General features: G+C 56.9%; 21 protein-coding genes. 5 read left to right on the top strand and 16 right to left on the bottom strand.

Annotated features, from left to right (window positions below; translation table 11 throughout):
* Positions 1–41 precede the first annotated feature (41 nt).
* The 9 genes from AC2FEB_RS03845 to AC2FEB_RS03805 form a co-directional block, all read right to left on the bottom strand.
* The gene (locus AC2FEB_RS03845) at positions 42–722 is read right to left on the bottom strand and encodes a response regulator transcription factor (RefSeq protein WP_496883844.1); all 681 of its coding nucleotides are present in this window, start codon (positions 720–722) and stop codon (positions 42–44) included.
* A 180-nt stretch (positions 723–902) separates the two neighbouring features.
* Positions 903–2,339, bottom strand: coding sequence for a DegQ family serine endoprotease (locus tag AC2FEB_RS03840; RefSeq protein WP_496671853.1), 1,437 nt, complete (start codon positions 2,337–2,339; stop codon positions 903–905).
* Positions 2,340–3,088: 749 nt separating this feature from the next.
* The gene (locus AC2FEB_RS03835; protein ID WP_496671856.1) at positions 3,089–3,688 is read right to left on the bottom strand and encodes a nucleotidyltransferase family protein; all 600 of its coding nucleotides are present in this window, start codon (positions 3,686–3,688) and stop codon (positions 3,089–3,091) included.
* 31 nt (positions 3,689–3,719) lie between these two features.
* Positions 3,720–6,137, bottom strand: a complete 2,418-nt coding sequence (locus AC2FEB_RS03830; protein ID WP_496671859.1) for a GcvT family protein — start codon at positions 6,135–6,137, stop codon at positions 3,720–3,722.
* 83 nt (positions 6,138–6,220) lie between these two features.
* Entirely contained in the window at positions 6,221–6,976 is a 756-nt protein-coding gene (locus AC2FEB_RS03825) for an HpcH/HpaI aldolase family protein (protein WP_496671862.1), read from the bottom strand.
* A gap of 87 nt (positions 6,977–7,063) precedes the next feature.
* Positions 7,064–8,371, bottom strand: coding sequence for an HlyC/CorC family transporter (locus AC2FEB_RS03820; protein WP_117869206.1), 1,308 nt, complete (start codon positions 8,369–8,371; stop codon positions 7,064–7,066).
* 63 nt (positions 8,372–8,434) lie between these two features.
* Positions 8,435–9,391: a site-specific tyrosine recombinase XerD gene (locus AC2FEB_RS03815; RefSeq protein WP_117872779.1), complete on the bottom strand. Its 957-nt coding sequence runs from the start codon at positions 9,389–9,391 to the stop codon at positions 8,435–8,437.
* Positions 9,392–9,393: 2 nt separating this feature from the next.
* Positions 9,394–10,914: a hypothetical protein gene (locus AC2FEB_RS03810; RefSeq protein ID WP_496671866.1), complete on the bottom strand. Its 1,521-nt coding sequence runs from the start codon at positions 10,912–10,914 to the stop codon at positions 9,394–9,396.
* Positions 10,904–11,053 (bottom strand): hypothetical protein, encoded by a 150-nt coding sequence (locus AC2FEB_RS03805; protein WP_162896777.1) that lies wholly within the window; start codon positions 11,051–11,053, stop codon positions 10,904–10,906. The genes AC2FEB_RS03810 and AC2FEB_RS03805 overlap by 11 nt, the downstream gene beginning before the upstream one ends.
* A 79-nt stretch (positions 11,054–11,132) precedes the next feature.
* Here AC2FEB_RS03805 and AC2FEB_RS03800 point away from each other — a divergent pair, with 79 nt between their 5' ends.
* Both AC2FEB_RS03800 and aroB read left to right on the top strand, forming a co-directional pair.
* Positions 11,133–11,720, top strand: a complete 588-nt coding sequence (locus AC2FEB_RS03800; RefSeq protein ID WP_496671869.1) for a shikimate kinase — start codon at positions 11,133–11,135, stop codon at positions 11,718–11,720.
* The gene (gene aroB, locus AC2FEB_RS03795) at positions 11,721–12,833 is read left to right on the top strand and encodes a 3-dehydroquinate synthase (RefSeq protein ID WP_496671872.1); all 1,113 of its coding nucleotides are present in this window, start codon (positions 11,721–11,723) and stop codon (positions 12,831–12,833) included.
* A 9-nt stretch (positions 12,834–12,842) separates the two neighbouring features.
* On the opposite strand, the gene AC2FEB_RS03790 is transcribed toward aroB, so the two are convergent.
* Positions 12,843–13,913 (bottom strand): site-2 protease family protein, encoded by a 1,071-nt coding sequence (locus AC2FEB_RS03790; protein ID WP_496671875.1) that lies wholly within the window; start codon positions 13,911–13,913, stop codon positions 12,843–12,845.
* A gap of 18 nt (positions 13,914–13,931) precedes the next feature.
* Complete coding sequence (gene ssb, locus AC2FEB_RS03785) at positions 13,932–14,429, bottom strand: single-stranded DNA-binding protein (RefSeq protein ID WP_299896436.1); 498 nt, start codon at positions 14,427–14,429, stop codon at positions 13,932–13,934.
* Positions 14,430–14,632: 203 nt separating this feature from the next.
* Between ssb and AC2FEB_RS03780 the strand changes: the two genes are divergently transcribed.
* The 3 genes from AC2FEB_RS03780 (at position 14,633) to AC2FEB_RS03770 (ending at position 17,387) form a co-directional block, all read left to right on the top strand.
* On the top strand, positions 14,633–15,211 hold the full coding sequence (locus AC2FEB_RS03780; RefSeq protein WP_496671878.1) for a lytic transglycosylase domain-containing protein: 579 nt from the start codon (positions 14,633–14,635) through the stop codon (positions 15,209–15,211).
* A gap of 96 nt (positions 15,212–15,307) precedes the next feature.
* Positions 15,308–16,270, top strand: coding sequence for a LuxR C-terminal-related transcriptional regulator (locus AC2FEB_RS03775; protein ID WP_299896442.1), 963 nt, complete (start codon positions 15,308–15,310; stop codon positions 16,268–16,270).
* A 130-nt stretch (positions 16,271–16,400) separates the two neighbouring features.
* Entirely contained in the window at positions 16,401–17,387 is a 987-nt protein-coding gene (locus tag AC2FEB_RS03770; protein WP_496883843.1) for an MBL fold metallo-hydrolase, read from the top strand.
* Positions 17,388–17,507: 120 nt separating this feature from the next.
* On the opposite strand, the gene AC2FEB_RS03765 is transcribed toward AC2FEB_RS03770, so the two are convergent.
* The 5 genes from AC2FEB_RS03765 to miaA all read right to left on the bottom strand — a co-directional run bounded on the left by AC2FEB_RS03765 (position 17,508) and on the right by miaA (position 25,261).
* Positions 17,508–19,595, bottom strand: coding sequence for a dipeptide ABC transporter ATP-binding protein (locus tag AC2FEB_RS03765; protein ID WP_117869197.1), 2,088 nt, complete (start codon positions 19,593–19,595; stop codon positions 17,508–17,510).
* Between the two features lie 94 nt (positions 19,596–19,689).
* Complete coding sequence (locus tag AC2FEB_RS03760) at positions 19,690–21,153, bottom strand: ABC transporter permease (protein ID WP_299896452.1); 1,464 nt, start codon at positions 21,151–21,153, stop codon at positions 19,690–19,692.
* A 13-nt stretch (positions 21,154–21,166) separates the two neighbouring features.
* Entirely contained in the window at positions 21,167–22,213 is a 1,047-nt protein-coding gene (locus tag AC2FEB_RS03755; protein ID WP_496671885.1) for an ABC transporter permease, read from the bottom strand.
* Positions 22,214–22,349: 136 nt separating this feature from the next.
* Positions 22,350–24,014, bottom strand: coding sequence for an ABC transporter substrate-binding protein (locus AC2FEB_RS03750; protein ID WP_299896458.1), 1,665 nt, complete (start codon positions 24,012–24,014; stop codon positions 22,350–22,352).
* Between the two features lie 356 nt (positions 24,015–24,370).
* Positions 24,371–25,261 (bottom strand): tRNA (adenosine(37)-N6)-dimethylallyltransferase MiaA, encoded by an 891-nt coding sequence (gene miaA / locus AC2FEB_RS03745; protein ID WP_496671888.1) that lies wholly within the window; start codon positions 25,259–25,261, stop codon positions 24,371–24,373.
* Positions 25,262–25,341 lie beyond the last annotated feature (80 nt).

The following is a 25,341-nucleotide window of genomic DNA, read 5'->3' as shown; positions in this document are numbered from 1 at the left end:
CTACCAGCCTTGTTCTTGAATTGTTTAACGAAAGCCGAAGGTTATCCATCGGACATCATGTAACCCGCTCCGCGGACGGTTTCAATCAGCGGCGCGTCACCGCCTTCGTCCAGCTGGCGCCGTAATTTCGAGATATGAACGTCCACAACATTGGTGTTCGGGTCAAAGTGGTAATCCCAAACTCCTTCAAGCAACATGGTGCGCGACACCACACGGTTTTTGCGACGCAGGAAAAACTCGAGAATCTGAAACTCACGTGGTGTCAGTGAGATCTCGTGCCCGTCGCGCGTGACTTTGCGGGTCAACAAATCCATCTGCAGGTCTTTGCAGGTCAATGTCGGCGTCTCTTCGGATTCCTGAGGGCGACGCAACAGGGCTTCGATTCTGGCGTGCAGCTCCTGGAACGAGAATGGCTTGACCAGATAATCGTCGGCGCCCGAGCGCAGGCCCTTGACCCGTTCGTCCACCGCGCTCATCGCCGTCAGCATCAATACCGGGGTTTTCAATCCGGCCGCCCGCATGGATTTGATCAGTGACAGCCCGTCCAGACCGGGTAACATCCTGTCCAGAACAATGGCGTCAAACCCACCGTCAGTGGCATGGTACAGCCCCTCGCGACCGTCAGCCGCGGTTTCAACCACGTATCCCTCTTCGCCAAAACCCTTGGCGATGAAGTCCTTTGTGTCAGCATCATCTTCGACGATCAACAGACGGCGGCTCATGGTCGGGCTCCTTTCTTTTTATATTTAATCACAAATTTCAGGTAAAGCACATGGTTAGGAGAAGTTCTTGCCGGGTGCTGGGCCTGCACCCGGCAAGCCCGGCGGACAGTGGACAACTCTGATCCGCCGGGTGAGGCGTGCGCCGGAAATCCCCATCAAGCAGCGCACGCATGTTCAGGTTCAGGCCAGTTCGACCGCGACGAAAATCTGGCTGCCGCCACGATTGATCAGCACCAGGGCAGGATCGGTTTTTTCGCTGTCCAGCGCCGCCTTCAGAGCGTCCGGTGTGGAGGTGTCCTGATTGCCCAACTTGACGATCACGTCACCACGCTGCAGGCCGGCTTTTGCCGCGGGGCTGTCGGGCTTCAGGTCGGTGACGACGACGCCCTCGACGTTTTCGGCAACACCTTTCTCGGCCCGAACCGTTTCGGTCAGCGGTGCCACGGTAACACCGAGCGTTGTGCCTGCAACTTCTGCTTCGACCGGTTTGTCGGTCTCGGCCGATGCGGTCTGATGCTGGCCAACAGTAAGGGACACTGTTTTCTGCTTGCCCTCACGCAACACGGTCAGAGTGCTGTCGGTGCCGACTTTGGTCGTGCCCACAAGGATGGGAAGATCACCACTGGAGTCTACGGCATCGTCGTTGAATGACAGGATCACGTCGCCTTGCGTCAGGACGCCGTCTGCCGGGCTGCCTGAAACTACGTCGGACACCAACGCGCCCGTGGAAGCCTCAATCCCCAACGCCGCCGCAAGTTGTGGGCTAACGTTCTGGATCGACACGCCCAGCCAACCCCGGCTGACCTGCCCATCATCACGCAGATCGGCTGCGATGTGTTCAACGATGTTCGAAGTTACGGCAAATCCAAGACCGACCGACCCACCGCTGGGCGAATAGATGGCCGAGTTCACGCCAACAACTTCGCCTTCCATGTTGAAGAGAGGGCCGCCCGAGTTGCCCTTGTTGATCGCTGCATCCGTCTGGATGAACTCTGCATATGGACCTTCCGAGATGTTGCGGCCTTTTGCCGAAACGATACCTGTGGTCACGGTCGAGCTCAGGCCGAAGGGGTTGCCGATTGCGACCACGTCTTCACCTACGCGGATTGTGTCACTGTCGCCAAGTTCCACGGCTTGCAGGTCAGTCCCCGCGTCGATTTTCAGAACCGCGATATCCGTTAGCGGGTCCGTTCCGACCACTTCGGCGTCGAAGGTGCGATCATCGCTGAGGCGCACGGTCACGGTCGAGGCATTGTCGACGACATGGTGATTGGTGATGATGTATCCGGCCTCATCCAGAACAAAACCCGAGCCCAGGCCCTGGGACGGGCCACGTTGCGGCATGTTGAACCCTTCCGGGCCGCCGAAGCGTTTGAAGAATTCACCAAAGGGATGCCCTTCAAAGTCAAAGTTCTGACCCTGGGCTGAGGTCGGCACTGCGTCGTGTTCGGCGATGATGGTTACGACCGACGGTGAAACGGTCTCAACCAGATCAGCCAATGCCTCGTCCGCCATGGACGGCATGGCCGTCGTTGCCAGAAGGGCCGCGCCGAGCGCGCTGGCACCTGCCCAGTTGGAAGTGCGGGGAAGTAGAAGCGAGGATTTGCGGATGCTCATTTGTGTCTCCTGTTATGTTCACGCAGTTGCGGCTGCGCGTTGAGACAACAGATGCCTTCTCAGAATTGGCGTTTCCTGACTGATCAATTAATAAATCTTAATTTTGCCACAAAGCCGGTGTTGTGTGACGGCTGACGTCGATCGGGATTCGCGGGCTTTTACCGATCCGGACCAAAGCGAATCGGAGGATTGTTGCTAAAAATGGCGTCAAACTTTCAAAAACATTGAATTTGTTTTGTTTTGTTGACAATCATCCTTCCGAAAGACCGAGAAAAAGGCTGCTCTTCCAATGGTTGTGGGTGAGTCTGTGTGAGGCATGGCTTGACACAATAAACATGTTTTTGACTGCGGATATTGGTGAATAAGTTTGCGCTTAATCCCGAATCGCTACCGTTTCCCAAAGGGATTAATCTCCTTTAGGTTGATCTTGACGCAGCGCGATGTTGCGCAAAAACCATTCGAGGAAGACCCAAATTATCCCTTCCATCCAATTTTACATTGTTTCGCGCGATCGGATAAGTGAGGATGAAGGTGCCCAAGTGAGGGGAGCCAAAAGCGCTAGGGGGCGCTGGCGGCTAACTCGATCACCAAAAGTGATAGCGGCATGTTAACGAGGGGGTCTTGTTTAGGTTTAGCTGCTTGGGAGTCGGGGTGTTTCTGAAAGCACACTGGCCACACTTTGGAGATTGAGCAAAGTGGTAGTCCTGTTTTGGGCACCGGCCCGGTCGATTAGACCGGGCCGTGTTTGTTCAGAGGGTGTGTTTTCCGCGCCAGTCCTTCCAGTCTTCCGGGGTATCCAGATCCAACCGTGCATTTTGGGCGGGCAGGGGATGCAGATGAACGCTGTCCCGATATTTTCGCACAATCTCCTGCGCGCCGTCGTCCCCTTTCAGCCGTGACAGTTGATCGAAAAGAGATCTGTCAAACACGACCGGATGACCGGGCTTTCCATCCTCGGTTGTTCCACGCCAGATCAGGTTGTCGGGGTGGGCACGTCGCGCTTTCAGAATTGTGGTCAGATCTGTTTCGGTCAGATCGGGTAGATCGGCCAACAAAACCATAGTGGCTGGTGCATCCGACGGCAGCTTTTGGATCGCGGCGCGCAGACTGGCATTCATTCCTTCTGCCGCATCCCAGACCGGAACGATCTGAACATCAAAGCCATCAAGCGCGTCATATCTTGGATGCGGTTCAGGAGGCAGGGCGACGATCACAGGCCCAACGGCGCAGGCCATGCTTGCGGAACGGGCGAGCAACGGAATGCCGTTGATCGGTTGCATCAGCTTGTCGATGTCGCCCATGCGGCTGGATTGACCCGCAGCCAGAATGATAATGGGAATCTTAATCATCCCGCTACAATGCCGTTGACCCGGGCGCGAGTCATCCCCTCATTCGGGCGCCGTCAGCGTCAAACAAGGGTGTCGAGATAACCTTTGCCTTGCGCATCTGGCCCAGTATTTCGATCTCAACTTCAAGCCCATCTGCTACGCGTTCAGACGGCAGGAAACCCATGGCGACAGACTTTCGTGCGTAGTGTGAATAGCCACCTGAGGTGCAGAAACCAACAACCGCGCCATCCAACCAGATCGGTTCATAGGCGTTGACGTCTGTGTCATCGGCTTCGACTTCGAAAGCGACCAAGGTGCGTGTCGCGCCTTTGGCATGGTCTGCCTCAGCAGCTGCGCGACCAATGAAGTCTGCATTCTTGCGGAACGAGATGAACCTGTCCAACCCGGTTTCCGCAGCGGTGTAGTCGGGTGAAAACTCTCGCATCCACGACCCGAAGAACTTGTCCAGACGCAGGCTCATCATTGCGCGCATTCCAAAGGGAACCATGCCATGGGGCTGCCCCGCTTCCCACAATGCCCACCAAAGTTGCCGCTGCGCCATCGGATCGCAGTAGATCTCGAATCCAAGATCGCCGGTATAACTGACCCTCTGTGCGATGCATTCCGTCATGCCCACGGCCATGCGGCGCACATCGAGGAAGCGGAAATCACTCAGGTCATCGCGGGAGCACGCAGCCAGAACCTGCATTGCCTTGGGTCCCGCGATCTGAAAGCCGTTCAAGCGGTCGCTGATATTCTCAATCGTCACGCCGTCCTGTGTGTGCTGCTGGAACCAACGCATGTGGAAGGCCTGACTGCCGTAGGAAGCCGTGAGTTGAAACTCAGTCTCACTGAGGCAGGAAACAGTGAAGTCCCCGATCAGTTTGGCCTTGGGCGACAGCATCGGGGTCAACGACAGTCGTCCGGGTTTCGGTATCCGACCTGCCATGATCCGATCCAGCCAACCGCGTGCGTTGGGTCCTGAGATGCGATACTTGCCGAAATTGTGGACTTCGTTGATACCCACACCCTCGCGCACGGCACGCACTTCGCGACCTGTCGCGGCAAACGCATTCGAACGCCGGAACGAAGGCGTCTCATATCCCGGCTCGTCTCCTTGCGCGAAGTAGTTGGCGACCTCCAGACCGTATTGCTGCCCCCAGACCGCCCCCAGATCGGTGAAGATGTCGTACATCGGGGTCGTGCGGTTGGGGCGCGCTGCGGGCAGTTCTTCGTTTGGATAGGCGACGCTGAAGCGTTTCTGATAGTTCTCGATGACTTTTGGGCGGGTATAGCCCGGGCTGATCCAGTCGCCGAAACGCGCAACATCCATGGCAAAGACATCGCGTTCGGGTTCGCCTTCGATCATCCATTGCGCCAGTGTCAGGCCAACGCCGCCACCCTGGCTGAAGCCTGCCATGACTCCGCAAGCCGACCAGTAGTTGCGTATGCCCGGTACCGGCCCGACCAGAGGGTTGCCGTCGGGTGCAAAGGTGAACGGACCGTGGATCACCGATTTCACCCCCGCTTCTGCCAGAACCGGAAAACGGCGATAGGCGAATTCGATACTGTCCGTGATCTTGTCATAATCGTCGGGCAGCAATTCATGGCCAAACTCCCACGGCGTGCCATCAACAGCCCAAGGTTTGCAGGGTTGTTCATAGAACCCAATGCACAAACCGCGCCCTTCCTGCCGCAGGTAGCTTTCGCCGGCCGGGTCCATGACGTGTGGATGTTCGCCACCCGCGTCGATGATCGCCCCGATCTGAGGGATCGAGTCGGTCACCAGATACTGATGTTCCATAGGGTGCAGCGGGAAATAGACACCGGCCATCGCGCCAACCTCACGCGCCCAAAGCCCGCCTGCGTTTACGACATGTTCGGCGTGAATCGTACCTTTGTCGGTCACCACATCCCAGGTCCCATCGGGGCGTTGGTTGGTTTCACGTACCATGCAATGAGTTTCTATGGTGGCACCGCCCATGCGGGCTGCCTTGGCATAAGCATGCGTGGTACCCGATGGGTCAAGATGCCCATCCAGAGGATCATAGAGCGCACCGATAATGCCGTCTGTGTTGGTGATGGGCGCAATCTGCTTGATCTCGTCCGGGCCAACGATTTCGGTTTCCAGCCCCATGAACCTGTGCTTGGCGCGTTCGGCCAGCAGCATGTCGAACCGGTCCTGGTTGTCGGCCAGTGTCACGCCGCCCACATGGTGCAGGCCACAGGACATTCCGGTGATCTCTTCCAGTTCTTTGTACAGCCGGATCGTATACCCCTGCAGCGCCGCCATATTGGTGTCGCCGTTCAACGTGTGAAATCCGCCTGCGGCGTGCCATGTCGATCCGCTGGTCAACTCGGACCGCTCCAGCAGCATAACGTCGGACCAGCCCAGTTTTGTCAGGTGATACAGAACCGAGCATCCGACAACGCCGCCTCCGATAACTGCGACACGGGTGGTGGTTTTCACGATGTATCTCCCTATGGTTTTGGGAAAAACTGTCGAGCCGATACGGATTTTACTGTTCTGTTAGCGACAGCAGATGTCGTATGTTACGTTTTGCACCAGCTTTGGATTTGCAGAGCCTTCTCGCGCAGCCAAAGTGCGTCAAAACCTCCGACCAGACGATAGCCGCGAGAAAACAAATCGGTTGCCTGCGCTTCGTTCAGCGCCACATTGCCCAGTGGTATTTCGGCATTGAAGGCGGCATTTTCCACTTTCCGGACGGCTGAAACAAAGTCCGGGTGATCAAACTGGCCCATCACGCCCAACTCAGTGCTCAGGTCGAACTGTGCGATGATCAGCATATCCACGCCTGGAACAGCGCAAATGGATTCGATATTTTCAAGGGCTTCAACCGTTTCGACCAGTATGCAACAGATTAGTTCCGGCCCCACAACGCTTGGGTAGGTGGTGAGAGTTTCGCCCCAACGCGACTGCGCGAGAAACGGTCCGAAACCACGGGTTCCATCGGGGGGATAGCGCAGGCTTTCGACGGCGCTCCGGGTGTCTTCCACGGTTCGGACAAGGGGAAACACGATACCTTCTGCGCCCAAATCCAAAGCGCGCTTTACGTCCGCTGGCTGGTTTTGCGCCACGCGTACCAACGGCGCACAGCTTGTTCCCGCAGTTGCGGCAATCATAGCGTGAGCCGAGGCATAGTCGATTGCTCCATGCTCAAGATCGATAATCACGGAGTCGACCCCGCATGCCGCCAGCGCCTGCGTAACGGTCGCCGAAGGTATCGTACATACCACCGAGCTGAGTCGATCTTTTGTGTCCTGCAATTTCGTCTTGAGGCTGGGCATAATGAGTTTGTCCTGCAATCGATTGGCAAAATTGATGACAGTCAGTCTAGCAGCGCCCGGAACATTTCAGAAAAAAAATCGCAGCCGTTATAGCGGGCGCACCTTCAGTCCGGTGATACGGTTGCCTTCACGTGCCGTGACCTCGAACCGGAAACCGTGGAACGAAAACACCTGACCGACGACCGGGATCATCTGCGCCTCGTGAATCACAAGGCCGGCCAGCGTGTTGGCCTCGTCATCCGGCAGTGACCAGTCCAGCGCACGGTTAATGTCTCTGATGGTCATGGCGCCTTCGACCAGGTACTGGCCATCTTCGGTGCGGGTGACCGGGACCTCTTCGTCTATGTCGAACTCATCGGCAATCTCGCCCACGATCTCTTCGAGAATATCTTCAAGTGTAATTAGACCTCGAAGAGACCCGTATTCATCCACCACTAATGCAAAATGGCTGTGCATTCGCAGAAATTCCCGCATCTGGTCGTCCAGCGTGGTGGTTTCAGGCACAAAATACGGGGCGTTTGCCACTTTTCCGATGTCAAAGCTGGCCAAACGGTCGGTGCCGCCGTCGCTGCCGCCTGCCTGCGCGTACATGGCGCGAAAGAGGTCCTTGGCATGTACAACGCCTACAATGTTTTCCGGCTCGTCCCGGAAAACAGGCAGGCGGGTGTGGCGGCTTTGCAGACATTGTTTCAGGATTTCCTCGGGGGCCGCATTGGCGTCGATCATCTCGATGTTCGAACGGTGCAACATGATTTCTTCCACCGTCCGATCGCCCAGATCCAGCGCGCCCAAGATGCGGTCGCGGTCTTCTTTTTCGACCACACCTTCGGAATGACCAAGTTGCAGAGCGCCGGCGATTTCTTCGCGTACGGCCAGAATGTTGCTGTCAGGATCGATCTGCACGCCGAACAGGCGCAAGACACCGCGCACCAGCAGTCGCACCGCGGCCACAATGGGTGAAAACACCGTCACGACGACGCTGATGATCGGCGCGACAGCCGCCGCGGCCTTTTCGGAATTGGTGATGGCATAGGTTTTGGGCAGCACTTCGGCAAAGATCAGCACCAGCAGAGTCATGACCAGTGTCGCCAACGCCACGCCGCTTTCGCCGAACAAACGAGTGAACAAGGCCGTCGCCAGCGAGGCTGCCAGAATGTTGACAAGGTTGTTGCCCAGAAGAACCGAGCCGATCAGGCGTTCATTGTCATCGGTGATTTCGAGTGCCTTTTTCGCCCCGCGTGATCCTTTGTCGGCTTGTGCCCTCAGCTTTCCGCGTGAGGAGGCTGTGAGCGCTGTTTCCGAACCCGAAAAAAAGGCGGACAAAACGAGCAATAAAAGGATTGCACCTGACGTAAACCAGAATGTGCTGTCGATCAGAGAAGGTGAAGGTTCCATTGGTCCTTGGTGGGTTAGGATGGTGCATCCGTTATGGGGATGCCGACCCGCTGGATCAAGGGCTTAGCCCCTGTCTTCGTCAGGGTCTTTGCTCAGCGGGTGGTGTTGCAACACCAGTTCAGTCAACCGTTCATCCAGAACATGAGTATAAATCTCGGTCGTTGCAACGTCGGCGTGGCCCAATAAAGTCTGGATCGAACGCAGGTCAGCGCCGTTGGCCAGCAGATGCGTGGCAAAGGCGTGACGCAGGGTATGTGGGGTGACTTTTTCGGGCGAAACGCCGCCCTGAACGGCCAGTTCCTTGACCAGCAGAAAAAACCTGTGCCGCGTCAGGTGGCCGGACTTACCGCGCGACGGGAACAGAAAGCGAGATCTTTGACCGCCTTTCTCAACAGTCTGATCTTCGGCTTCGTCTCGTACGGTCAACCAGGCAGCCAATGCATCCCGCGCCGGAGGGGACAGGGGCACCATGCGTTCCTTGCCACCTTTACCCAGCACCAACAGCATGCGCGGATCACCACGGGCCGAGGAAACGGGCAGGGACACAAGTTCGGTGACGCGCATTCCGGTGGCATACATGACTTCCATCAGACACGTGTTACGTACGCGATCAGCCTTGCTGCGCCCGGTTTGTCGGGCAGCCTGAAGCAGGCGGTCGACTTCTGGCACGTCCAGCGTTTTGGGCAGTCGCTTCTGCCGTCCCGGACCTTTGATCTGGATGGCGGGGTTCGTCTCGCTCCAGCCTTCCTCGAACGCAAATCGGTAGAGCTGTTTGATGGCTGACAATCGCCGTGCGCGGGTGGAACGCGACAAGCCCTGTGCCTCGCAGTCGATCAGGTAGGCTTCGATCTGATCGCGATCTGCCTGATTGAACCCGGAGTCCCTGTGCTGCAACCAGGATGCAAAGTCTTTCAGATCGCGCCCATAGGCCAGCAACGTGTTTGTCGCCGCCCCAAGTTCCGCCGCCTGAGCCTGTAGGAAGGTCGAAATCCAAAGTTCGTTTGTTGCGGGGGAGCCCATCATCAACGCTCTTGCAGGATCAACAGGCTCAACGCTGCGCGCCGCGCGGTGTCTTCCAGGCCCACGCGTCGGAAGGTTGCGATTGCTGCGGTCAGATCCACCAGATTGCCCCGTGCACCATGCGCAAACAGTTGCATGGCTTCCAGTATGGCTTCACCAAGTTGACCGTTGTCGAGCAAGGCGTCGATATCGTTGGGTACGGGCGCCGCCCATTCAAACCCCTGAGCAACCGCGTCCGCCCAAGGAGAAGGAGAAATCGCCCGCCCCGGATCACCCTGTGCCAGTGCCGCGAGGAATAGGGTGTCAATTGAGTCGTCCGGCGCGGATTGTGCTGCCTGTTCGTACAGGTCAGACAGCATCAGAATGCGCCAGCGCAGGTTTTCAGTCGCCGGCACCGCCAGGGTAGTGTTCGACAAACGCTTGGCAAACAATTCGGCGAAGGGCACTTCAAGCCCGACGCCACGCATCTGCTGCCAGACCGGTGGCAGTGTTTTTCCAATGGCTTCAGCGTTTCGGGTATCCAGCGCGCTTTCAAAACGTTGGATGGCTGCAACCCTGTCCCAAACAGCGCCGGACGCCGCCGGGGACCGCTCGGTATAAAGGCCCAGCAAATGATTGGGCGTCAAAGCGCCAATGCGTGTAAGCCGTTCGGCGGCTTCGATCTGTGCTTTCCATCCGGCCACATCCCGAAGATCTGGATTTGCAAAAGCTCTTGGCAACGAGGCGGTCGGAAGCCGTTCACCAATCGCCTCATAGAGTCGGAAACTCAGTGGATCCGGGTTTTCAGGTTGAGGCAGATAAGCCGCGCCTTCATAGAGTTCCGGGCTTAGAAAACGATCCAGAACCGCCAAGTCTTCTGGTGGCAGGATGTCCAAGGCATGCGCCGCTTCCAGCGTCAGCGCGGCCGACGCCCAATCCCCGCGCCGGGCTTTGCAGAACACTTGCGCGGCGTAGTTCCTTGACAGGTGCGGTTCAGCGATAAGGGCGGTGCAACTGCGATCCTCATCACCGGTCAGCAGCGTCGCGTCAAACCAGCGTTGAAACCGTTCCTGTGTATCGGTCGGCCCGGCCAACTGAACCAGCGATTGAACGGGATCTGCTGCGCCCAGTTGCATCAGACGGTCCAGTCGCGCCAGCAGCATGACCTCTTGGGCATCAGGGCCAGCCGGTGCGCGGGTTTCTGAAAGAAGCAACGTAAACAACAAGCGTTGCATCGCCGGGTTGTCGCGAACGGGCGTCTTTGCGATCAGGGCCGCCAGCCGGCTTGCATCGCTGCCTTGCCACAAATCTACGGGCAACCCTGTGATGGACGACGCAACCAGGCCCAACGGTTGTGACAGCGCTTCAAGCGGCGTCACCTCAATCTCTGGCAATCCTCCATTCTGCGCCACCGGCGGTTCTAGCAAAACCGTTCCGGGCAGGTTTTCCGGCGGATTCGCGAGCCAATCAATCGCAGACAACGGGGTTTGCGCATGTGCCGATCCCGCCAGAAGGATCGCCAACAGCGCTTGTTTAGTCGACATCCAATACGACCGGTTCGCGGATTTCACTTTGAGGCGCAGAAAAATCCGCGCCAAAGAACGGTCCGACATAGGCATAGACAACCAGCCCAATGAACCCCAGGCAAAGAACATATATCAGGAATTTGATCAGTCGGCCCATGGCGCCACGCTGCCTCAATTTTTGCTTTTGGCCAAGTTATAACTGGCATTTTTCCCAAGATCACGTCATTCACGGTTAAATGAGCGAAATTAAGCATAACACACACTCGGCAGACACACAGGGTGGCTTTGAACTGCACAAAACGGTGGTTCTTGTGGGTATGATGGGGGCTGGCAAGACTGCGGTGGGGCGCGCTTTGGCCGCCCGTCTGGGCGTTCCGTTTCTGGACAGCGATGCCGAGATCGAATCAGCCGCCAACATGACCATTCAGGAAATCTTTGAACGTGACGGTGAACCTTTTTTTCGCGCCAAGGAATCGCAGGTCATCGGGAGATTGCTGAACGAGAAAAAGGGCATTCTTTCAACGGGCGGCGGGGCGTATCTGCAGCCGGAAAACCGTCGCATCATTGCCGAAAAGGGTGCTGCAGTCTGGCTGCGGGCGGATCTGAATGTTCTGTGGAATCGTGTTCGCCACAAAGACACACGTCCTTTGCTGCGTACAGCCGATCCGTATGCGACGTTGAAAGCCCTCTATGAGGCCCGCGTGCCGGTTTATGCTCAGGCAGATCTGGCAGTGGATTCGGATGGCGAGACTTCGATCGAAAATATGGCAGGCCGCGTTGTCGACGCGCTGATGACACGCCCTGATGTTTTGGAACTCAAATAAATGCATCAAACAGTACATGTAGACCTTGATGACCGCTCGTATGATGTTGAAATCGGTCCAGATCTTCTGACGCGGGCAGGGGGCTGGATATCACCACTTCTGGCCCGGCCAAAAGTGGCGGTTTTGACGGATGAAAACGTGGCCGGTCTGCATCTTGAGACCCTGCGCGCCGGGTTGATGGCTGCGGGGATCGAGATGACCGCACTGGCATTGCCCGCCGGAGAGGCGACCAAAAGCTGGCCGCATTTCGAGCGCGCTGTCGAGTGGTTGCTTGCTGAAAAAGTCGAACGTCGGGATGTCGTCGTGGCCTTGGGCGGCGGGGTCATCGGAGACCTTGCAGGCTTTGCAGCGGCGGTTTTGCGGCGTGGTGTTCGTTTTGTGCAGATTCCAACGTCCTTGCTGGCGCAAGTGGACAGTTCGGTTGGGGGAAAGACCGGGATCAACGCACCTCAGGGGAAAAACCTGATCGGCGCGTTTCATCAACCGTCTCTGGTTCTGGCCGACACCTCTGTTCTGGGGACCATGACCCAGCGAGATTTTTTGTCAGGGTATGGCGAAGTCGTGAAATACGGTTTGCTTGGCGACGCGAAATTCTTTGATTGGCTAGAGGCGAACGGGCCAAGCGTTTCCTCGGGTGACATGGTGGCCCGCGTACGCGCGGTAACGCGTTCAGTGCAAATGAAAGCCGATATCGTCGCGCGGGATGAAACCGAACAAGGCGACCGGGCTCTTCTCAATCTGGGGCACACGTTCTGCCACGCTCTGGAAGCTGCAACAGGCTATTCTGACCGCCTTCTGCACGGTGAAGGTGTGGCAATAGGTTGTGCGCTGGCGTTTGAGCTGTCGTCTCGGCTGGGTTTGTGTTCGCAAGAGGATCCAAGCCGGGTGCGCGCGCACTTGCGTGCGATGGGGATGAAGACGGATCTGGCTGATATTCCGGGCGAATTGCCAAGTGCCGACGCGCTGGTGGATCTGATGGGGCAAGACAAAAAAGTCGTGGACGGTCAGCTTCGGTTTATTCTCGCGCGCGGGATCGGAGAGGCGTTTGTGACGCCAGATGTGCCGAAAGATGCGGTTCTTTCGGTTCTGTCGGATGCCCTTGCGACGGCTTGAACTGAAAGCCTAACGACCCTGAATAACCACCAACTCACCGATGTTTTCGCGGGTGATGTAACCCATCATCCGACCGGCCCGAGTGACCACGGCAATTGCCGGAGCCCCCTTATGCAGATGTTCCAACACGGTCTCGAGGCCGGTGGTAAGCGAAACTGCGGGGACATCGGCATTCATGATCGAGGTGGCAGGTGCCGATCTGGGTTGATCGCCTGCGAGCGCGGCAAACAGCCGATCTCGGGTCACAAAACCAAGCAGAGATTGATCCGTATCCAGTACAGGGAATTCGTGCTGCGTGGTGTGAATTACGGCTTGTGCTGCTGTGCTCAGCGTATCGTTGGGGGAGAGCGCGTGAAACTCGGTGATCATCGCGTCCCGGGCCAGAACGCGACGTGCCGCAGATCGCAAGGCGACGTCCTGGCTTTCTGCGTTGGCGGCGATGAACACGAACACTGCGATCAGCACAAGAAACGGGTTGCCCGAACTCAGCCCCACAAAACCCAGGCCAACGGCGACGATCTGGCCACCGAGCGCAGCCACGCGTGTTGCTTTGACACGATCCATGCGCAGGCAAAGAAGGGCGCGGAACACGCGTCCTCCGTCCATGGGGAAGGCAGGGATCATGTTGAATACTGCCAGCAGAAGGTTGATATAGGCCAGCCTGTTCAGAAACCCGATGCCCGGTGAATCGATCTGGGAAAGCGTCTCGATCGGCAATCCAGCACCAAACGCGACCAGAATGACCCAGATCACGATGTTCACCGCCGGACCTGCAAGTGCCACCAAGACTTCTTGCAACGGCTTTTCCGGCATCCTTTCAAGCCGGGCCAACCCACCGATCGGCAACAGTGTTATGTCTGGGGTCTTGATTCCATACCGCCGGGCCATGAGGGCATGACCGAACTCATGGGCGACCACACAGGCAAACAAGGCCAAAACAAACAAGAGGTTGTCAATGGCTGCCAGCAGGCCGCCTGCTGAATAGGCCGCAAAGCCCACCCAGGCCAGCAGTAAGAAGAATGTGACATGGACCCTCAGTTCGGACCCGAGCAATCGGCCGAGAGAGAAGGACCATGTCATGTCGTGTCTCCGATTTGCTTAGAACGGAATCTCGTCGTCGTCGATTCCGCCCGATGCCGGTGCCGGTGCCGGGGAACTGGACGGACCGCCATAGGGGTCTCCGTACCCGCTGCCTCCGGCTTGGCCACCGCCATAACCACCGCCACTGCCGCCACCGCCTTCGCCGCGCCCATCCAGCATCACGAGGGTAGAGCCAAAGCCCTGCAGGACAACTTCGGTAGAATAGCGGTCCTGGCCTGACTGGTCCTGCCACTTGCGGGTCTGCAATTGCCCTTCAAGATAGACCTTTGAACCCTTGCGCAGGTATTGCTCTGCCACACGGACCAAGCCTTCGTTGAAGATGGCGACCGAGTGCCATTCTGTGCGTTCGCGGCGTTCACCCGTGTTACGGTCTTTCCAGTTCTCTGACGTGGCAATACGCAGATTGCAGACTTTGCCGCCATTCTGGAATGTCCGCACTTCGGGATCACGCCCCAGATTTCCGACCAGAATGACCTTGTTGACTGAACCCGCCATGTAATTCCTCGTTCCGTTCTGACGTAAATGCGCCGAATCTGGCGCGACTTGTTTTGTGAGACCCTATACGGCCTGCATCATGGTTGAAAACAGTAGATACAACAGTGTGGAACAAGAGTCTTACTTTGGTCTTTACCAAGCTTTCATTTTTTGCGGGAATACCTATACTCCGACTGGTTTCTTATCGAGCAGGATAGGCATTGATGCGTTCTTGGGTTGCCGGGTTTTCTGTTGTCTGCCTTGTGCTGGCTGTCGCGCCTGTGCAGGCGCAAACGCTGTCCACCAAAAGCCGTAAGGATATCTTCCTCAAACAGTCCAAGATTTTGGATTCCCGCGCGGCGACGCAATATCGTGATTCCGCGCGGTTGAAACCAAAGACATCCCGTGCGCAGACCAGCAAGCGATATACCGGAAAGTACCGCGGTCAGTATCTGGATCTGGCGAAACAGGCTGCCCGCCTTCATGACGTTCCCGAAGACTTGTTTCTGCGCCTTGTGCAGCAGGAAAGCGGATGGAACCCACAGGCGAAGTCTCACAAAGGTGCTCTGGGATTGGCGCAGCTGATGCCCCAGACCGCCGAGCTTTTGGGGGTCAACCCCCATGACCCCCAGCAGAATCTTGAGGGTGGGGCCAGATACCTGTCCTGGCAGTATCGCAAGTTCAAATCCTGGCCATTGGCTTTGGCCGCTTACAATGCGGGCCCAAAAGCGGTGGAAAAGCATGGCGGCATTCCGCCATACAAGGAAACCCAGAACTACGTGAAGGTCATCTGGGGCGGTTAAACCCGATGCCGCGGCGCAGAGCGTCCAGTTCTTGATTATGTGCAACCTGACCCGCTAATCTGAAAGGGTATCGCCCAGTAACTGGTGAGGCCCTAAATGCCTGTTGACCACCCAGAGATTCCCAGAGAAACGCTGGCCAACTGGCAGCAACTGGTTGATCTGGTCGCAGAGTTGGCGGATGTGCCTGCAAGCCTGATCATGAAAACCGACGCGCCGGATCATGCGGTGCTGATCACCTCGGATCATCCCGAAAACCCATATCCGGTCGGCTTGAGCTTCCAGTTGAACCCCAAGCTTTATTGTCAGGGCGTCTTGCAGCGGGACGAGGAATTGGTGGTCAAAGATGCTGCGTGCGATCCGGTTTGGGCGGACAATGACGATCTGGAACATGGGATGACATTTTACATCGGCCTTCCACTGAAATGGCCTGATGGATCGGTATTTGGAACTATTTGTGTTCTGGATCGCAAGCAGAACCGACGTGCCTTGTTGTTCCGCGAAGGGCTGGCGCAGTTCGCACGCATGGTCGAGTCGGATTTGGCTTTGTTGCAAGAGGTTTACCTGCGTCGCGCGCTGGAAGGAAAACTCAACGAAACACTGGCACAGCTGGAAACACGTGTCGCGAAACGCACGCGTGAGCTGCAGGAAACCAACACGGCGCTGCGCGTCCTGCTGTCCAGTCTGGATGACGATCGCAAAAGCCGCGATCACGAAATAGTCGAACAGGTGCGCAGCAGAGTGCTGCCATATCTGGAAAAAATTCGAACGCAGCTTTCCGGGGATGAGGCGCAGTATGTCTATCTTGAACTGGCCGAGAAGAACCTGAACGAGATCACGTCTGCATTGTCGGACAAACTGACAGATGCATTTGCAGTGATGACCCCGACAGAGATCGAGATTGCGCAGATGGTCATGTTTGGAAAAACGACCAAAGACATTGCCAAGGCCCTGTCGCGAGAAACATCGACAATTGATTTTCACCGCAACAACATCCGCCGCAAGCTGGGGCTCGAAGGACGCGACCAGAATTTGCGCAGTCATTTGCTCTCGATTTCGTGAACATGAAATGTGGGGTTTCTCCCCATATTTCGCCCCCATTTTTTCGGTCTGAGCCGATATGTTTTGAATTGTTATCTTTAGCTGGGACGCGCGGAAAAACTGCGAGGGTCCAGCAGAGAGGTACACAAAAATGGATCGCAAAGATCTGAAACCAACCATCCTGATCGGGGACAAAGATCATCTGGCGCCGGGGCTGTCGCGCCGGTCGTTCTTCATGGCGGCAGGCGCTGCCGGGGTCGGCGCGACCGCTTCTGTGCTGGGTGCACAACCGGCCCAGGCGCAATCTCAGGCGTGGCTACAGCCGGGCAACAACAACCATGTGATCGATCTGCAAGGCGCAATGGGTCAGGCCAGCACTGGGACGGTTGGCATCGACTATTATGGGCATTGTGCGATCAAGATCACCTCGCCCAACGGGGCAACAGCGCTGTTTGATCCCTGGCGGGATGATCCGTCGGGCGCGTGGGGTCTTTGGTTCCGCAACGAGTTCCCGCAAATCCCGGTAGACATCACCCTGTCGACCCATGCACATTTCGATCACGATGCGATTGAACGCCCAAACTCGACCATGGTGCTGGATCGTATGGTAGGCAAATTCGAGTTTTCTGACATCAAGATCACGGGTTTTGCCGACAAACACGCTTGTGTCGCGCCGGGATGGTATGACTGGACCAATGCGCTGGCCGAATTTGGGGTGGAAGCCTGCCCGCCGAACAATGTAGGTCACATGGATATGGTAGTCTATCTGGTCGAGACCGGCGGCATTCGCACGCTGATCTGGGGCGACAATCGCCATAACCCGCCGCAGGAGTTCTGGGACGCAATCGGTCAGGTGGATGTTCTGACTCTGCCGGTGGATGGCTCGGAACACATTCTCAGCTTCGATCAGGGCAACGACATTGTGTCCAAGCTCAAGCCCAAGGTGATCATCCCCACACATTACCTGAATGAGGTCACGTCCTACACGTTGACCACGCTACAATCTGCGGACGATTGGGTGAAGGGACAGCAGAGTTACAAGATGCTCGACAGCGCCAGCCTTCAGCTTGAAGCCGGTGGAATTGCAGGAATGAACCAGGAATTCATGCATTTTGGAAACAACGTCATGACCGGTTGACGAATTACTAAAGGTCGCCACTCACACACACTTCCACACGCCGTCTGTCTCCCCACAAACCACGGCGTCAAGAGAAAGGGCCGGTCTCCGACCGGCCCTTTCTAAATGCTAGCAACAGGTTTATTCCGCCGCGACTTTTATCACCGGCTCCATCCGGGCCAGAATATCTTCGGCCAGGTGACATTTTACCTGATGCCCATTTGCCAGCGTCTGCACCGGCGGCACATGCGATTCACACCGTCCATCAGGCACTTCGGATTTCCAGCGGCAACGTGTCTGGAACGGACAACCCGGCGGTGGGTTCATCGCCGAAGGAATATCACCTTCCAGAACGATGTGCTGTTTCTCGACCGAGGTATCCGCAATCGGAACCGCGCTCAGCAACGCTTCGGTGTAAGGGTGATAGGGCGGGGCAAAAACCTGATCCGTGGTGCCCAATTCCACAACATGGCCCAGATACATCACCATGACCCGGTCGCTCAGGTAACGCACGATGGACAGGTCGTGGCTGATGAACAGCAGCGTGGTTTTGTGTTCTCGCTGAATCTCCATCAACAGATCCGTCACGGCTGCCTGAACCGACACATCCAGCGCCGAAACGGGTTCGTCCGCCACAACGATTCGCGCATCCCCGGCAAAGGCGCGTGCGATACCCACGCGCTGTTTCTGACCACCCGACAGTTGTCGCGGCATTCTGTCCGCAAAGGCGCGCGGCAGCTTCACCAGATCAAGCAGTTCCAGCATCCGCTTCTTGCGCTCGGCCTCAGAGGTTCCGACGCCGAAGATTTCCAGCGCACGGATGATCTGACGTCCGACGGTCATCGACGGATTCAGCGTGTCGAACGGGTTCTGGAAAACCATCTGAACTTCGCCGACCGTCTTGGCATCACGCTCTTCGATGGGCACCTGCTCGATGTTACGGTTGTCCAGCAGAATCTGTCCGTCCGTGGCCGTCTCCAACCCCATAAGAACCTTGGCGAAGGTGGACTTGCCGCAGCCGGATTCCCCCACGATAGCCAGTGTCTCAGATTCGTGCGCCTCGAAGCTGAGCGTCTCGTTGGCCTTCACAACCTTCTTCTCACCGCCACCAAACAAGGCATTTGCAGCGACCTCGTAGTATTTCTTGAGATTGTCTATTTTCAGTACCGTCCGGCCGATTTCACCTTTTTCCTTCTGATCCGCCAGAGTGAGAGGGGCATTCCAGTCGATCTCCTGGAATTTCAGACAGCGCGTATGGTGCCGGTCATTTCCGGGCACAGCCTCCATCAGGATGTCTTTCGCGTCACAGCGACCCTCTTCGAAATAGTCGCAGCGCGGTCCGAAGTTGCAGCCCGGAGGCCGCTCGTGGGGCAATGGGAAGTTCCCCGGAATGGCCACCAACGGACGCGAATTCTTGTCTGCGCCCGGCAGCGGGATCGAACGGAACAGCGCCTGTGTATAAGGGTGCTGCATCTCGTCGAACACATCCTTGATCGAGCCGCGCTCGACCGCTTCACCCGAATACATCACGCATAGTCGGTCGCAGGTTTCCAGAACCAGCCCGAGGTTGTGCGAGATAAACAACATCGAGGTGCCGTATTTCTTACCCAGATCCTTGACCAGTTCGACCACAGCGGCCTCAACCGTCACGTCCAAAGCGGTTGTCGGCTCATCCAGGATCAACAGCGCCGGTTTCGACATCAGCGCCATAGCAATCACGATGCGCTGCTGCTGACCGCCCGACAGCTGGTGCGGAAACGAATTCAGCATCCGCTCGGGGTCCGGCAGGCGAACGTCCGTCACCACTTCCAGTGCACGAGAGTAAGCCTCTTCCTGACTTACACCCTCGTGGATCATCGGCACTTCCATCAGCTGTTTGCCGATCTTCATCGCCGGGTTCAGCGAGGCCATCGGCTCCTGGTAGATCATCGCGATTTCATTTCCGCGAATGTCGCGCAACTCCTCGCTCGACATCTCTGCCAGATCGCGGCCCTTGAACTTGATTGTGCCTCCGACGACGCGGCCGTTTTTGCCAAGGTCCTGCATCACGCCCAGCGCCACGGTCGATTTACCACAACCGGATTCGCCAACCAGCCCCACGGCTTCGCCGGGCTGTACGCTGACCGAGAAATCCATCACGGCGGGAATTTCCCGCAGGCGGGTAAAGAATGAGATGGACAGCTTGTCGATCTCCAGGATCGGGCCGTCATAATCCGCCATTTTGCTCATCTTGCTTACTCCTCACCAAATGCGGGGATCCCCTTCATCTGGCCGAAAATATCCCGGGGGGTCCGGGGGGGCTGGCCCCCCGGCCTCGATCACATCAGTCCTTCAAGCTTTCTTCGCGCAGGCCGTCGGCCAACAGGTTCAGACCAAGAACCAGCGACAGCAGCGCAAAAGCAGGCGGAAGGGCAGGGTGCAGGTAGATCGACAGAAGCTTCCGCCCCTCATTGATCGTCGACCCCCAATCCGGGCTTTCAGGCGGCAGGCCCAGCCCGAAGAAACCCAAGGTACCCAAAAGGATGGTGGTGTAACCGATACGCAGACAGAAATCGACGATCAGCGGACCACGGGCGTTGGGCAGGATTTCCCACAACATGATGTACCACGGACCCTCGCCACGCGTCTGGGCCGCGGCCACGTAGTCACGTGTCTTGATGTCCAATGCCAGTCCGCGCACAATACGGAAAACCGTGGGTGAGTTTACAAAAACCACCGATACGAAGACCACCAGAATACCGCCGGGGATATCGAACAGGTCCAAATAGGTTGGCAGGCCCCAGATCCGATAAGCCTCGGTGTTGATGACGTAGCCTCCAGTTGAAATCAGTGACAGATACAGCCAGATCGCAACGCCCAGAACACCGATCAGCAGAGGGGTGCGGAAATTCGGGCGTGTGTAATAGCGCGAGTTCAGCAACACACAGATGAACAGGATCGGGAACACGAACAGAACGGCCGCCATGTAGTTTGGCACCCCGGTCGCCACGATTTCCGGTGTCACCAGAAGATAGAACAGCAAGATGACCGGGAAGGCGAGGATCAGGTTGGCCAGGAAAGACAGGAACGTGTCCAGACGACCGCCGTAATACCCGGCGGGAAGTCCCAGCGTAATACCGACCATGAAGGCGAACATCGTTGCAAGCGGTGCTATCTGCACCACGACCCAGGCCCCTTTGACCATCCGGCTGAATACGTCACGTGCCAGGTTGTCACCGCCCAGAAGATACCAGGCGTACTCGCCGTCCTCCAGGTTCGGTAAAGGTGTTCCCGGCACTTTGTTCTTCATGCCAGAGATCTGTGTCAGCGGGTCATGGGTAACGATCAGGTCAAGCGCGCCGAAGATGCCGGTAAAGACCCAGAACATCACAAGGCCAAAGCCGATCATACCGATGGGACTGTCATACAGTTTGCCGTATAACCCCAACCGCCTTTTAAAGGCGATCGACATGGCGAACATGATGATCAGCGCGACCCATACTGGCAGGAATTGCTGGGAAATGGCGCCGATGATCCCGGCACCTGTGCCCATCAGGATACCCAGCACCAGATAGGCCACGGCCAATCCTACGCTGGCCAGAAAACTGTAGTGCAGCGCAAGTTGGATCAGTCCGCGGACACCGCCGCCTGAACTGACGGATCCATCCGGGTTCACGACAATCTGCTGTTCAGGCTGGAATATACTGACGATGATCCAGACCAAGATCGACAGGATCAGTGCTGCCAGTGCGATCATCAGCAGCGGGTTCAGGAAGGCAATAGAGCCGGTCCAGGATAGTGGTTCCATAATCTCTCCCTCCTTATGAAATGCGGATGCGCGGGTTGAGGTAGACGTAGCCGATATCCGAGATCAGCTGCGTTATCAGAACAACAAAGACCGACACGACCGAAATCGCCAGCAGAAGCTGGATGTCGTTGTTGCCTGCTGCCTGAACAAGCGCCCAGCCGAAACCTTTGTAGTTAAACAGGGTTTCAACAATTACGACGCCGTTGAGCAGCCATGGGAACTGCAGCATGATAACCGTGAACGGCGCGATCAACGAGTTGCGCAACGCGTGTTTCATGACGATGTTCGGGAACGAGACGCCTTTCAGCCGCGCGGTTCGGATGTATTGCGCCGTCATCACCTCGGTCATCGAAGCGCGGGTCATCCGGGCGATATAGCCCATACCGTACAGCGCGATGGTTAGGACCGGCAGGAAGAAGTTCTCGAATGTCGGGTTCTCCATCGCTTGCGTCGCGGTTCCCTTGAACCACTTCAATCCAACCGTGGACGAGGTGAAGATTGCGATGAAGATAACGCCGGACACATATTCCGGTGTCGCTGTCGTTATGATCGAGAAAGTTGAAAGGGATCGATCCAGGGCTGATCCCTCTCGCATCCCGGCCAGAACACCAACAATCAATGCAGAAGGCACCATCAGGACCAAAACCCAGAACATGAGGTAACCTGTGTTGCCCAGACGCTTACCAACAATGGTTCCGACTTCGTCCTTGAATACGGTCGAGTATCCCCAATCGCCCTGAAGAACCCCGCAATATCTTGCCGTGTCTTCTGCCGTCGAACCGGGTCTCGTGCAGGTTCCCACAAACTGGCCATCTTCCAGGGTGTTCTGAAATCCGGGCATCACGCCCAGCCATTGGCCGTATTTCACGAGTGTTGGCTGTAGGTAACCGCGGTTATCCAACCAGGCTTCGACCTGCTCATCCGACATGCGCTGGTTGCCCTGCGTTTTCGCCAGCTTTTCAAGGTTCGGGTAAAGGTTGGTCAGGAAAAAGACGACGAATGTCAGACATAATGCCGTAAGCAGCATCACTCCGAACCGTCGTAGGATGAATAGTCCCATGGTGGCCCCTGTTGTTCAGGTATTCCGCAGATCATTGGACCATTTTCTGGCCTCGGACGTCCGACCCCGCGTCGGCAAGTCTGCGGCTGGAAAGGGGCGCCCGTGTCAGGCGCCCCTTGTGTGTCATTGGCAGTGCTTAAGAAGCCCAGCCCCACTTGTAGTGGTGGTGTTCGAAGGTCACGTGCATATCCGTATCCACAAGGCCTTCTTTCATGTGACGATAGAGCGAACGCCAATAGGGCTGGATCGTGACTCCATCTTCCTGCAGCAGGGCTTCGCCACGCGCCATGACTTCGCGACGTTGATCTGCGTCAGCAATGGCAAGCGCTTCTTCCAGAATGGCGTCAAATTCCGGGTTCGCATAGCCAAACTCGTTCCAGGCTTCGCCCGAACGATAGGCAAGTGCCCAGACCTGCACACCCAGCGGACGCGGGTTCCAGTTGGTCGAGCTGAACGGGTACTTTGCCCAGTCGTTCCAGAAGGTATTGCCCGGCAGAACGGTCCGCTTGACCTTGATTCCGGCGTCGCGCAGCTGCGCGGCAACGGCATCAGTGGTGTTGCGACGCCAGTCATCGTCGATCGAGATGATCTCGTGCTCGAAGTCACCGAAACCAGCTTCGTCCATCAGCGCCTTGGCTGCCGCAGGATCAACTTTTTGCGGTGGAAGTTCTGCGTATTCCGGATGTAGCGGTGCCACGTGATGGTTCTCCGCCGGGGCTCCGCGGCCGCCATAGCCCAGTTCCAGACAAACAGAATTGTCTACGGCCATCTGAATCGCCTGCCGAACACGTTTGTCCGCATAAGGTTTCTGACCGTCGATCTCGGCCAGCTGGTTGGGACGAACAACGATAGTCGCAGCGGTCACAACTTCGGATTTCACATAACCTAGGCCATCCATCACGTCGATGAATTCGCCCACGGATTCATAAAGCATGTCAACTTCGTCGGATTCCAGTGCTGCCAGCCAGGCAGACGGGTCAGTTCCGTAGTCGATGTACTCGATACGATCCAGGGCAGGGCGGCCAAATACTTCTTCGCCCCACCAGGTGTGATCCGGGTTGCGAACCAGAACGGCTTTTACACCGACTTCAAGCTCATCAATCAGGTAGGGGCCGGTTCCCACGTTGTTCAGCAGGTCTGTCTCGCTGAACGAGCTGTGAACAATCGCGCCGGGATAATCGGCCATGCCAGGAATAAGGGTGATATCCGGTTTGGGCAGGTTCAGCTTGACCGTGGTTGCGTCGACAACTTCGATGACACCTTCACCGGCCTGACCAGTCTCGGCGTCGATCAAGGTCGCGAAGCGGCCGGCCATCGAGTTGGTTTCCGAGCTCTTGTCGCACCAGCGCGCGATGTTGCGGGCGACGTCGTCAGCCGTGAAATCATCGCCGTTGTTCCACTTGACGCCTGGGCGGACATTCAGAGTGTATTCGGTTGCGTCATCGTTGACTTCCCAACCTTCGAGCAGCATGCCGCGGAACGAACCGTCCGAGTTGTATTCGACCAGATATTCCAGTGTGCCGCGTGTCACGTTTGCGATTTGCGACCAGTCATAGGTACGGGGGTCTTTAAGTGCGCGTACTTCCATCTGCACGCGCAGTGTGCCGCCGTCTTGCTTTGCGGTTTGGGCCAAAGCAGGTGTCGGCAATCCGATCATGCTGTAGGCCACGGCGGCTGAAACTCCAAGACCGGTGGCGCGCGTCATGAATTCCCGTCGGCTTAGCTTGCCGTCGCGGTATTCCTGAGCGTGCATCTCGGCTGCCCAGTGCACCTTGTCTTTGGTGGATTCGGTATTCGTCATGGATGTCTCCCTGTGACACTGATTTTATTGATTGATTGTGGCTCTACGCGACCCGGATTTTCACGGTCGCCAGAGCGAAGGATTTTGTTTTTTGGACTCTGTACATCCCCATGTCGTTATTCGGCACCAGAATTCTAGTAAGGTCAATGTTCGAAATCGTCATAAGTAGTACAAAAACGACATTCGCGATCAGTTGCAGTCGTAGAGGTGTTTTCTTCAAACGGCCCAAAGCGATGCCGGCATTCCCATTGTTTTCTTAGTTTGTTAAGGGAAACCGCAGCAAATCATTAAGTTCTGTTAAGCTTTGAGACTTGGTGGTCGTCTTGCTTAAGCAAAGTCGAAAGCTCTGGGTATCACTATGAAAAATCGACGTGATTCCATGCCTTCATACGGGCGCGAAACCAGGTGCGCTGACGCTTGGCGAATTGCCTTGTTGCAATGGTTGCGCGCTCGCGCGCCTGATCCAAAGTCATCGCGCCGTCCAGATACGCCCTGAGTTCCGGAACACCTATGGCCTTGCAGGCCGGAAGGGTTGGGTCGAACCGGTCCTGCATGGCGCGCACTTCCTCGATTGCACCCTGTTTGAGCATCTGATCAAAGCGGCGTTCTATCCTGTCCAGCAGCCATGTCTTGTCGACATCGAATACGATGGGAACCGTATCGTGAAGCTGCAGTATCGGCGGAGGGGTTTCGGCCTGCCAGGACAACAGGCTGCGACCTGTGGCGCGCTGCACCTCCCAGGCGCGTTGCACGCGGGCACGGTTCTGTGCGTCCAGCCCTGCAAGCGTGTCTGCATCGACCCCCTCCATAAGGTCTGCCATGGGCATCTGATCAGCCTCGGCCCGAACCGCAGGTGGAGTCGCTGGGATTTGCGCCATGCCTTCGGTCAGCGCCGAGAAATAAAGGCCCGTCCCACCGACAATGATCGGGCGTTGATCCCCTGTGAGCAGGGGCACGACCTCGCGCAGCCAATGGCCGGTAGAATAATCCTGATCATAGGCGACATGTCCGTACAGCAGATGTGGCACGCGGGTTTCTTCTTCAGTGGATGGCCTGGCCGAGATGACGCGCCAGCAGTCATAAACCTGACTTGCATCCGCGTTGACGATAACTCCGCCATGCCGTTCGGCAATCTCCAGCGCCAACGCTGATTTCCCCGATGCCGTCGGCCCTGCAATCAGAACCGGCTTGTCTTCGGGAATTGGAGACAGTCGCTGAAAAAGCAGGTCTGTTGATCGCCGGGTCATGCGCGGTTGCCTCTATCCTCACCAACCGCATTGAACCTGCGGAGCTTTTGCTTCATTTTGCGCCGGAAATTAACCCCGTG

Source organism: Ruegeria sp. YTSC106, from assembly GCF_059609765.1.
Note: the sequence above shows the minus strand (reverse complement) of the source record. Positions and strands in the feature narration are given on the sequence as shown.

Bases quoted from the DNA above. Each gene is read 5' to 3' on its own strand.
- miaA (WP_496671888.1), bottom strand. From the start codon at position 25,261: ATGACCCGGCGATCAACAGACCTGCTTTTTCAGCGACTGTCTCCAATT.
- AC2FEB_RS03800 (WP_496671869.1), top strand. From the start codon at position 11,133: ATGAGCGAAATTAAGCATAACACACACTCGGCAGACACACAGGGTGGC.
- AC2FEB_RS03765 (WP_117869197.1), bottom strand. From the start codon at position 19,595: ATGAGCAAAATGGCGGATTATGACGGCCCGATCCTGGAGATCGACAAG.
- AC2FEB_RS03820 (WP_117869206.1), bottom strand. From the start codon at position 8,371: ATGGAACCTTCACCTTCTCTGATCGACAGCACATTCTGGTTTACGTCA.
- AC2FEB_RS03810 (WP_496671866.1), bottom strand. From the start codon at position 10,914: ATGTCGACTAAACAAGCGCTGTTGGCGATCCTTCTGGCGGGATCGGCA.
- AC2FEB_RS03805 (WP_162896777.1), bottom strand. From the start codon at position 11,053: ATGGGCCGACTGATCAAATTCCTGATATATGTTCTTTGCCTGGGGTTC.
- aroB (WP_496671872.1), top strand. From the start codon at position 11,721: ATGCATCAAACAGTACATGTAGACCTTGATGACCGCTCGTATGATGTT.
- AC2FEB_RS03760 (WP_299896452.1), bottom strand. From the start codon at position 21,153: ATGGAACCACTATCCTGGACCGGCTCTATTGCCTTCCTGAACCCGCTG.
- AC2FEB_RS03780 (WP_496671878.1), top strand. From the start codon at position 14,633: ATGCGTTCTTGGGTTGCCGGGTTTTCTGTTGTCTGCCTTGTGCTGGCT.
- AC2FEB_RS03825 (WP_496671862.1), bottom strand. From the start codon at position 6,976: ATGCCCAGCCTCAAGACGAAATTGCAGGACACAAAAGATCGACTCAGC.
- AC2FEB_RS03835 (WP_496671856.1), bottom strand. From the start codon at position 3,688: ATGATTAAGATTCCCATTATCATTCTGGCTGCGGGTCAATCCAGCCGC.
- AC2FEB_RS03750 (WP_299896458.1), bottom strand. From the start codon at position 24,014: ATGACGAATACCGAATCCACCAAAGACAAGGTGCACTGGGCAGCCGAG.
- ssb (WP_299896436.1), bottom strand. From the start codon at position 14,429: ATGGCGGGTTCAGTCAACAAGGTCATTCTGGTCGGAAATCTGGGGCGT.
- AC2FEB_RS03770 (WP_496883843.1), top strand. From the start codon at position 16,401: ATGGATCGCAAAGATCTGAAACCAACCATCCTGATCGGGGACAAAGAT.
- AC2FEB_RS03840 (WP_496671853.1), bottom strand. From the start codon at position 2,339: ATGAGCATCCGCAAATCCTCGCTTCTACTTCCCCGCACTTCCAACTGG.
- AC2FEB_RS03815 (WP_117872779.1), bottom strand. From the start codon at position 9,391: ATGGGCTCCCCCGCAACAAACGAACTTTGGATTTCGACCTTCCTACAG.
- AC2FEB_RS03845 (WP_496883844.1), bottom strand. From the start codon at position 722: ATGAGCCGCCGTCTGTTGATCGTCGAAGATGATGCTGACACAAAGGAC.
- AC2FEB_RS03755 (WP_496671885.1), bottom strand. From the start codon at position 22,213: ATGGGACTATTCATCCTACGACGGTTCGGAGTGATGCTGCTTACGGCA.
- AC2FEB_RS03775 (WP_299896442.1), top strand. From the start codon at position 15,308: ATGCCTGTTGACCACCCAGAGATTCCCAGAGAAACGCTGGCCAACTGG.
- AC2FEB_RS03790 (WP_496671875.1), bottom strand. From the start codon at position 13,913: ATGACATGGTCCTTCTCTCTCGGCCGATTGCTCGGGTCCGAACTGAGG.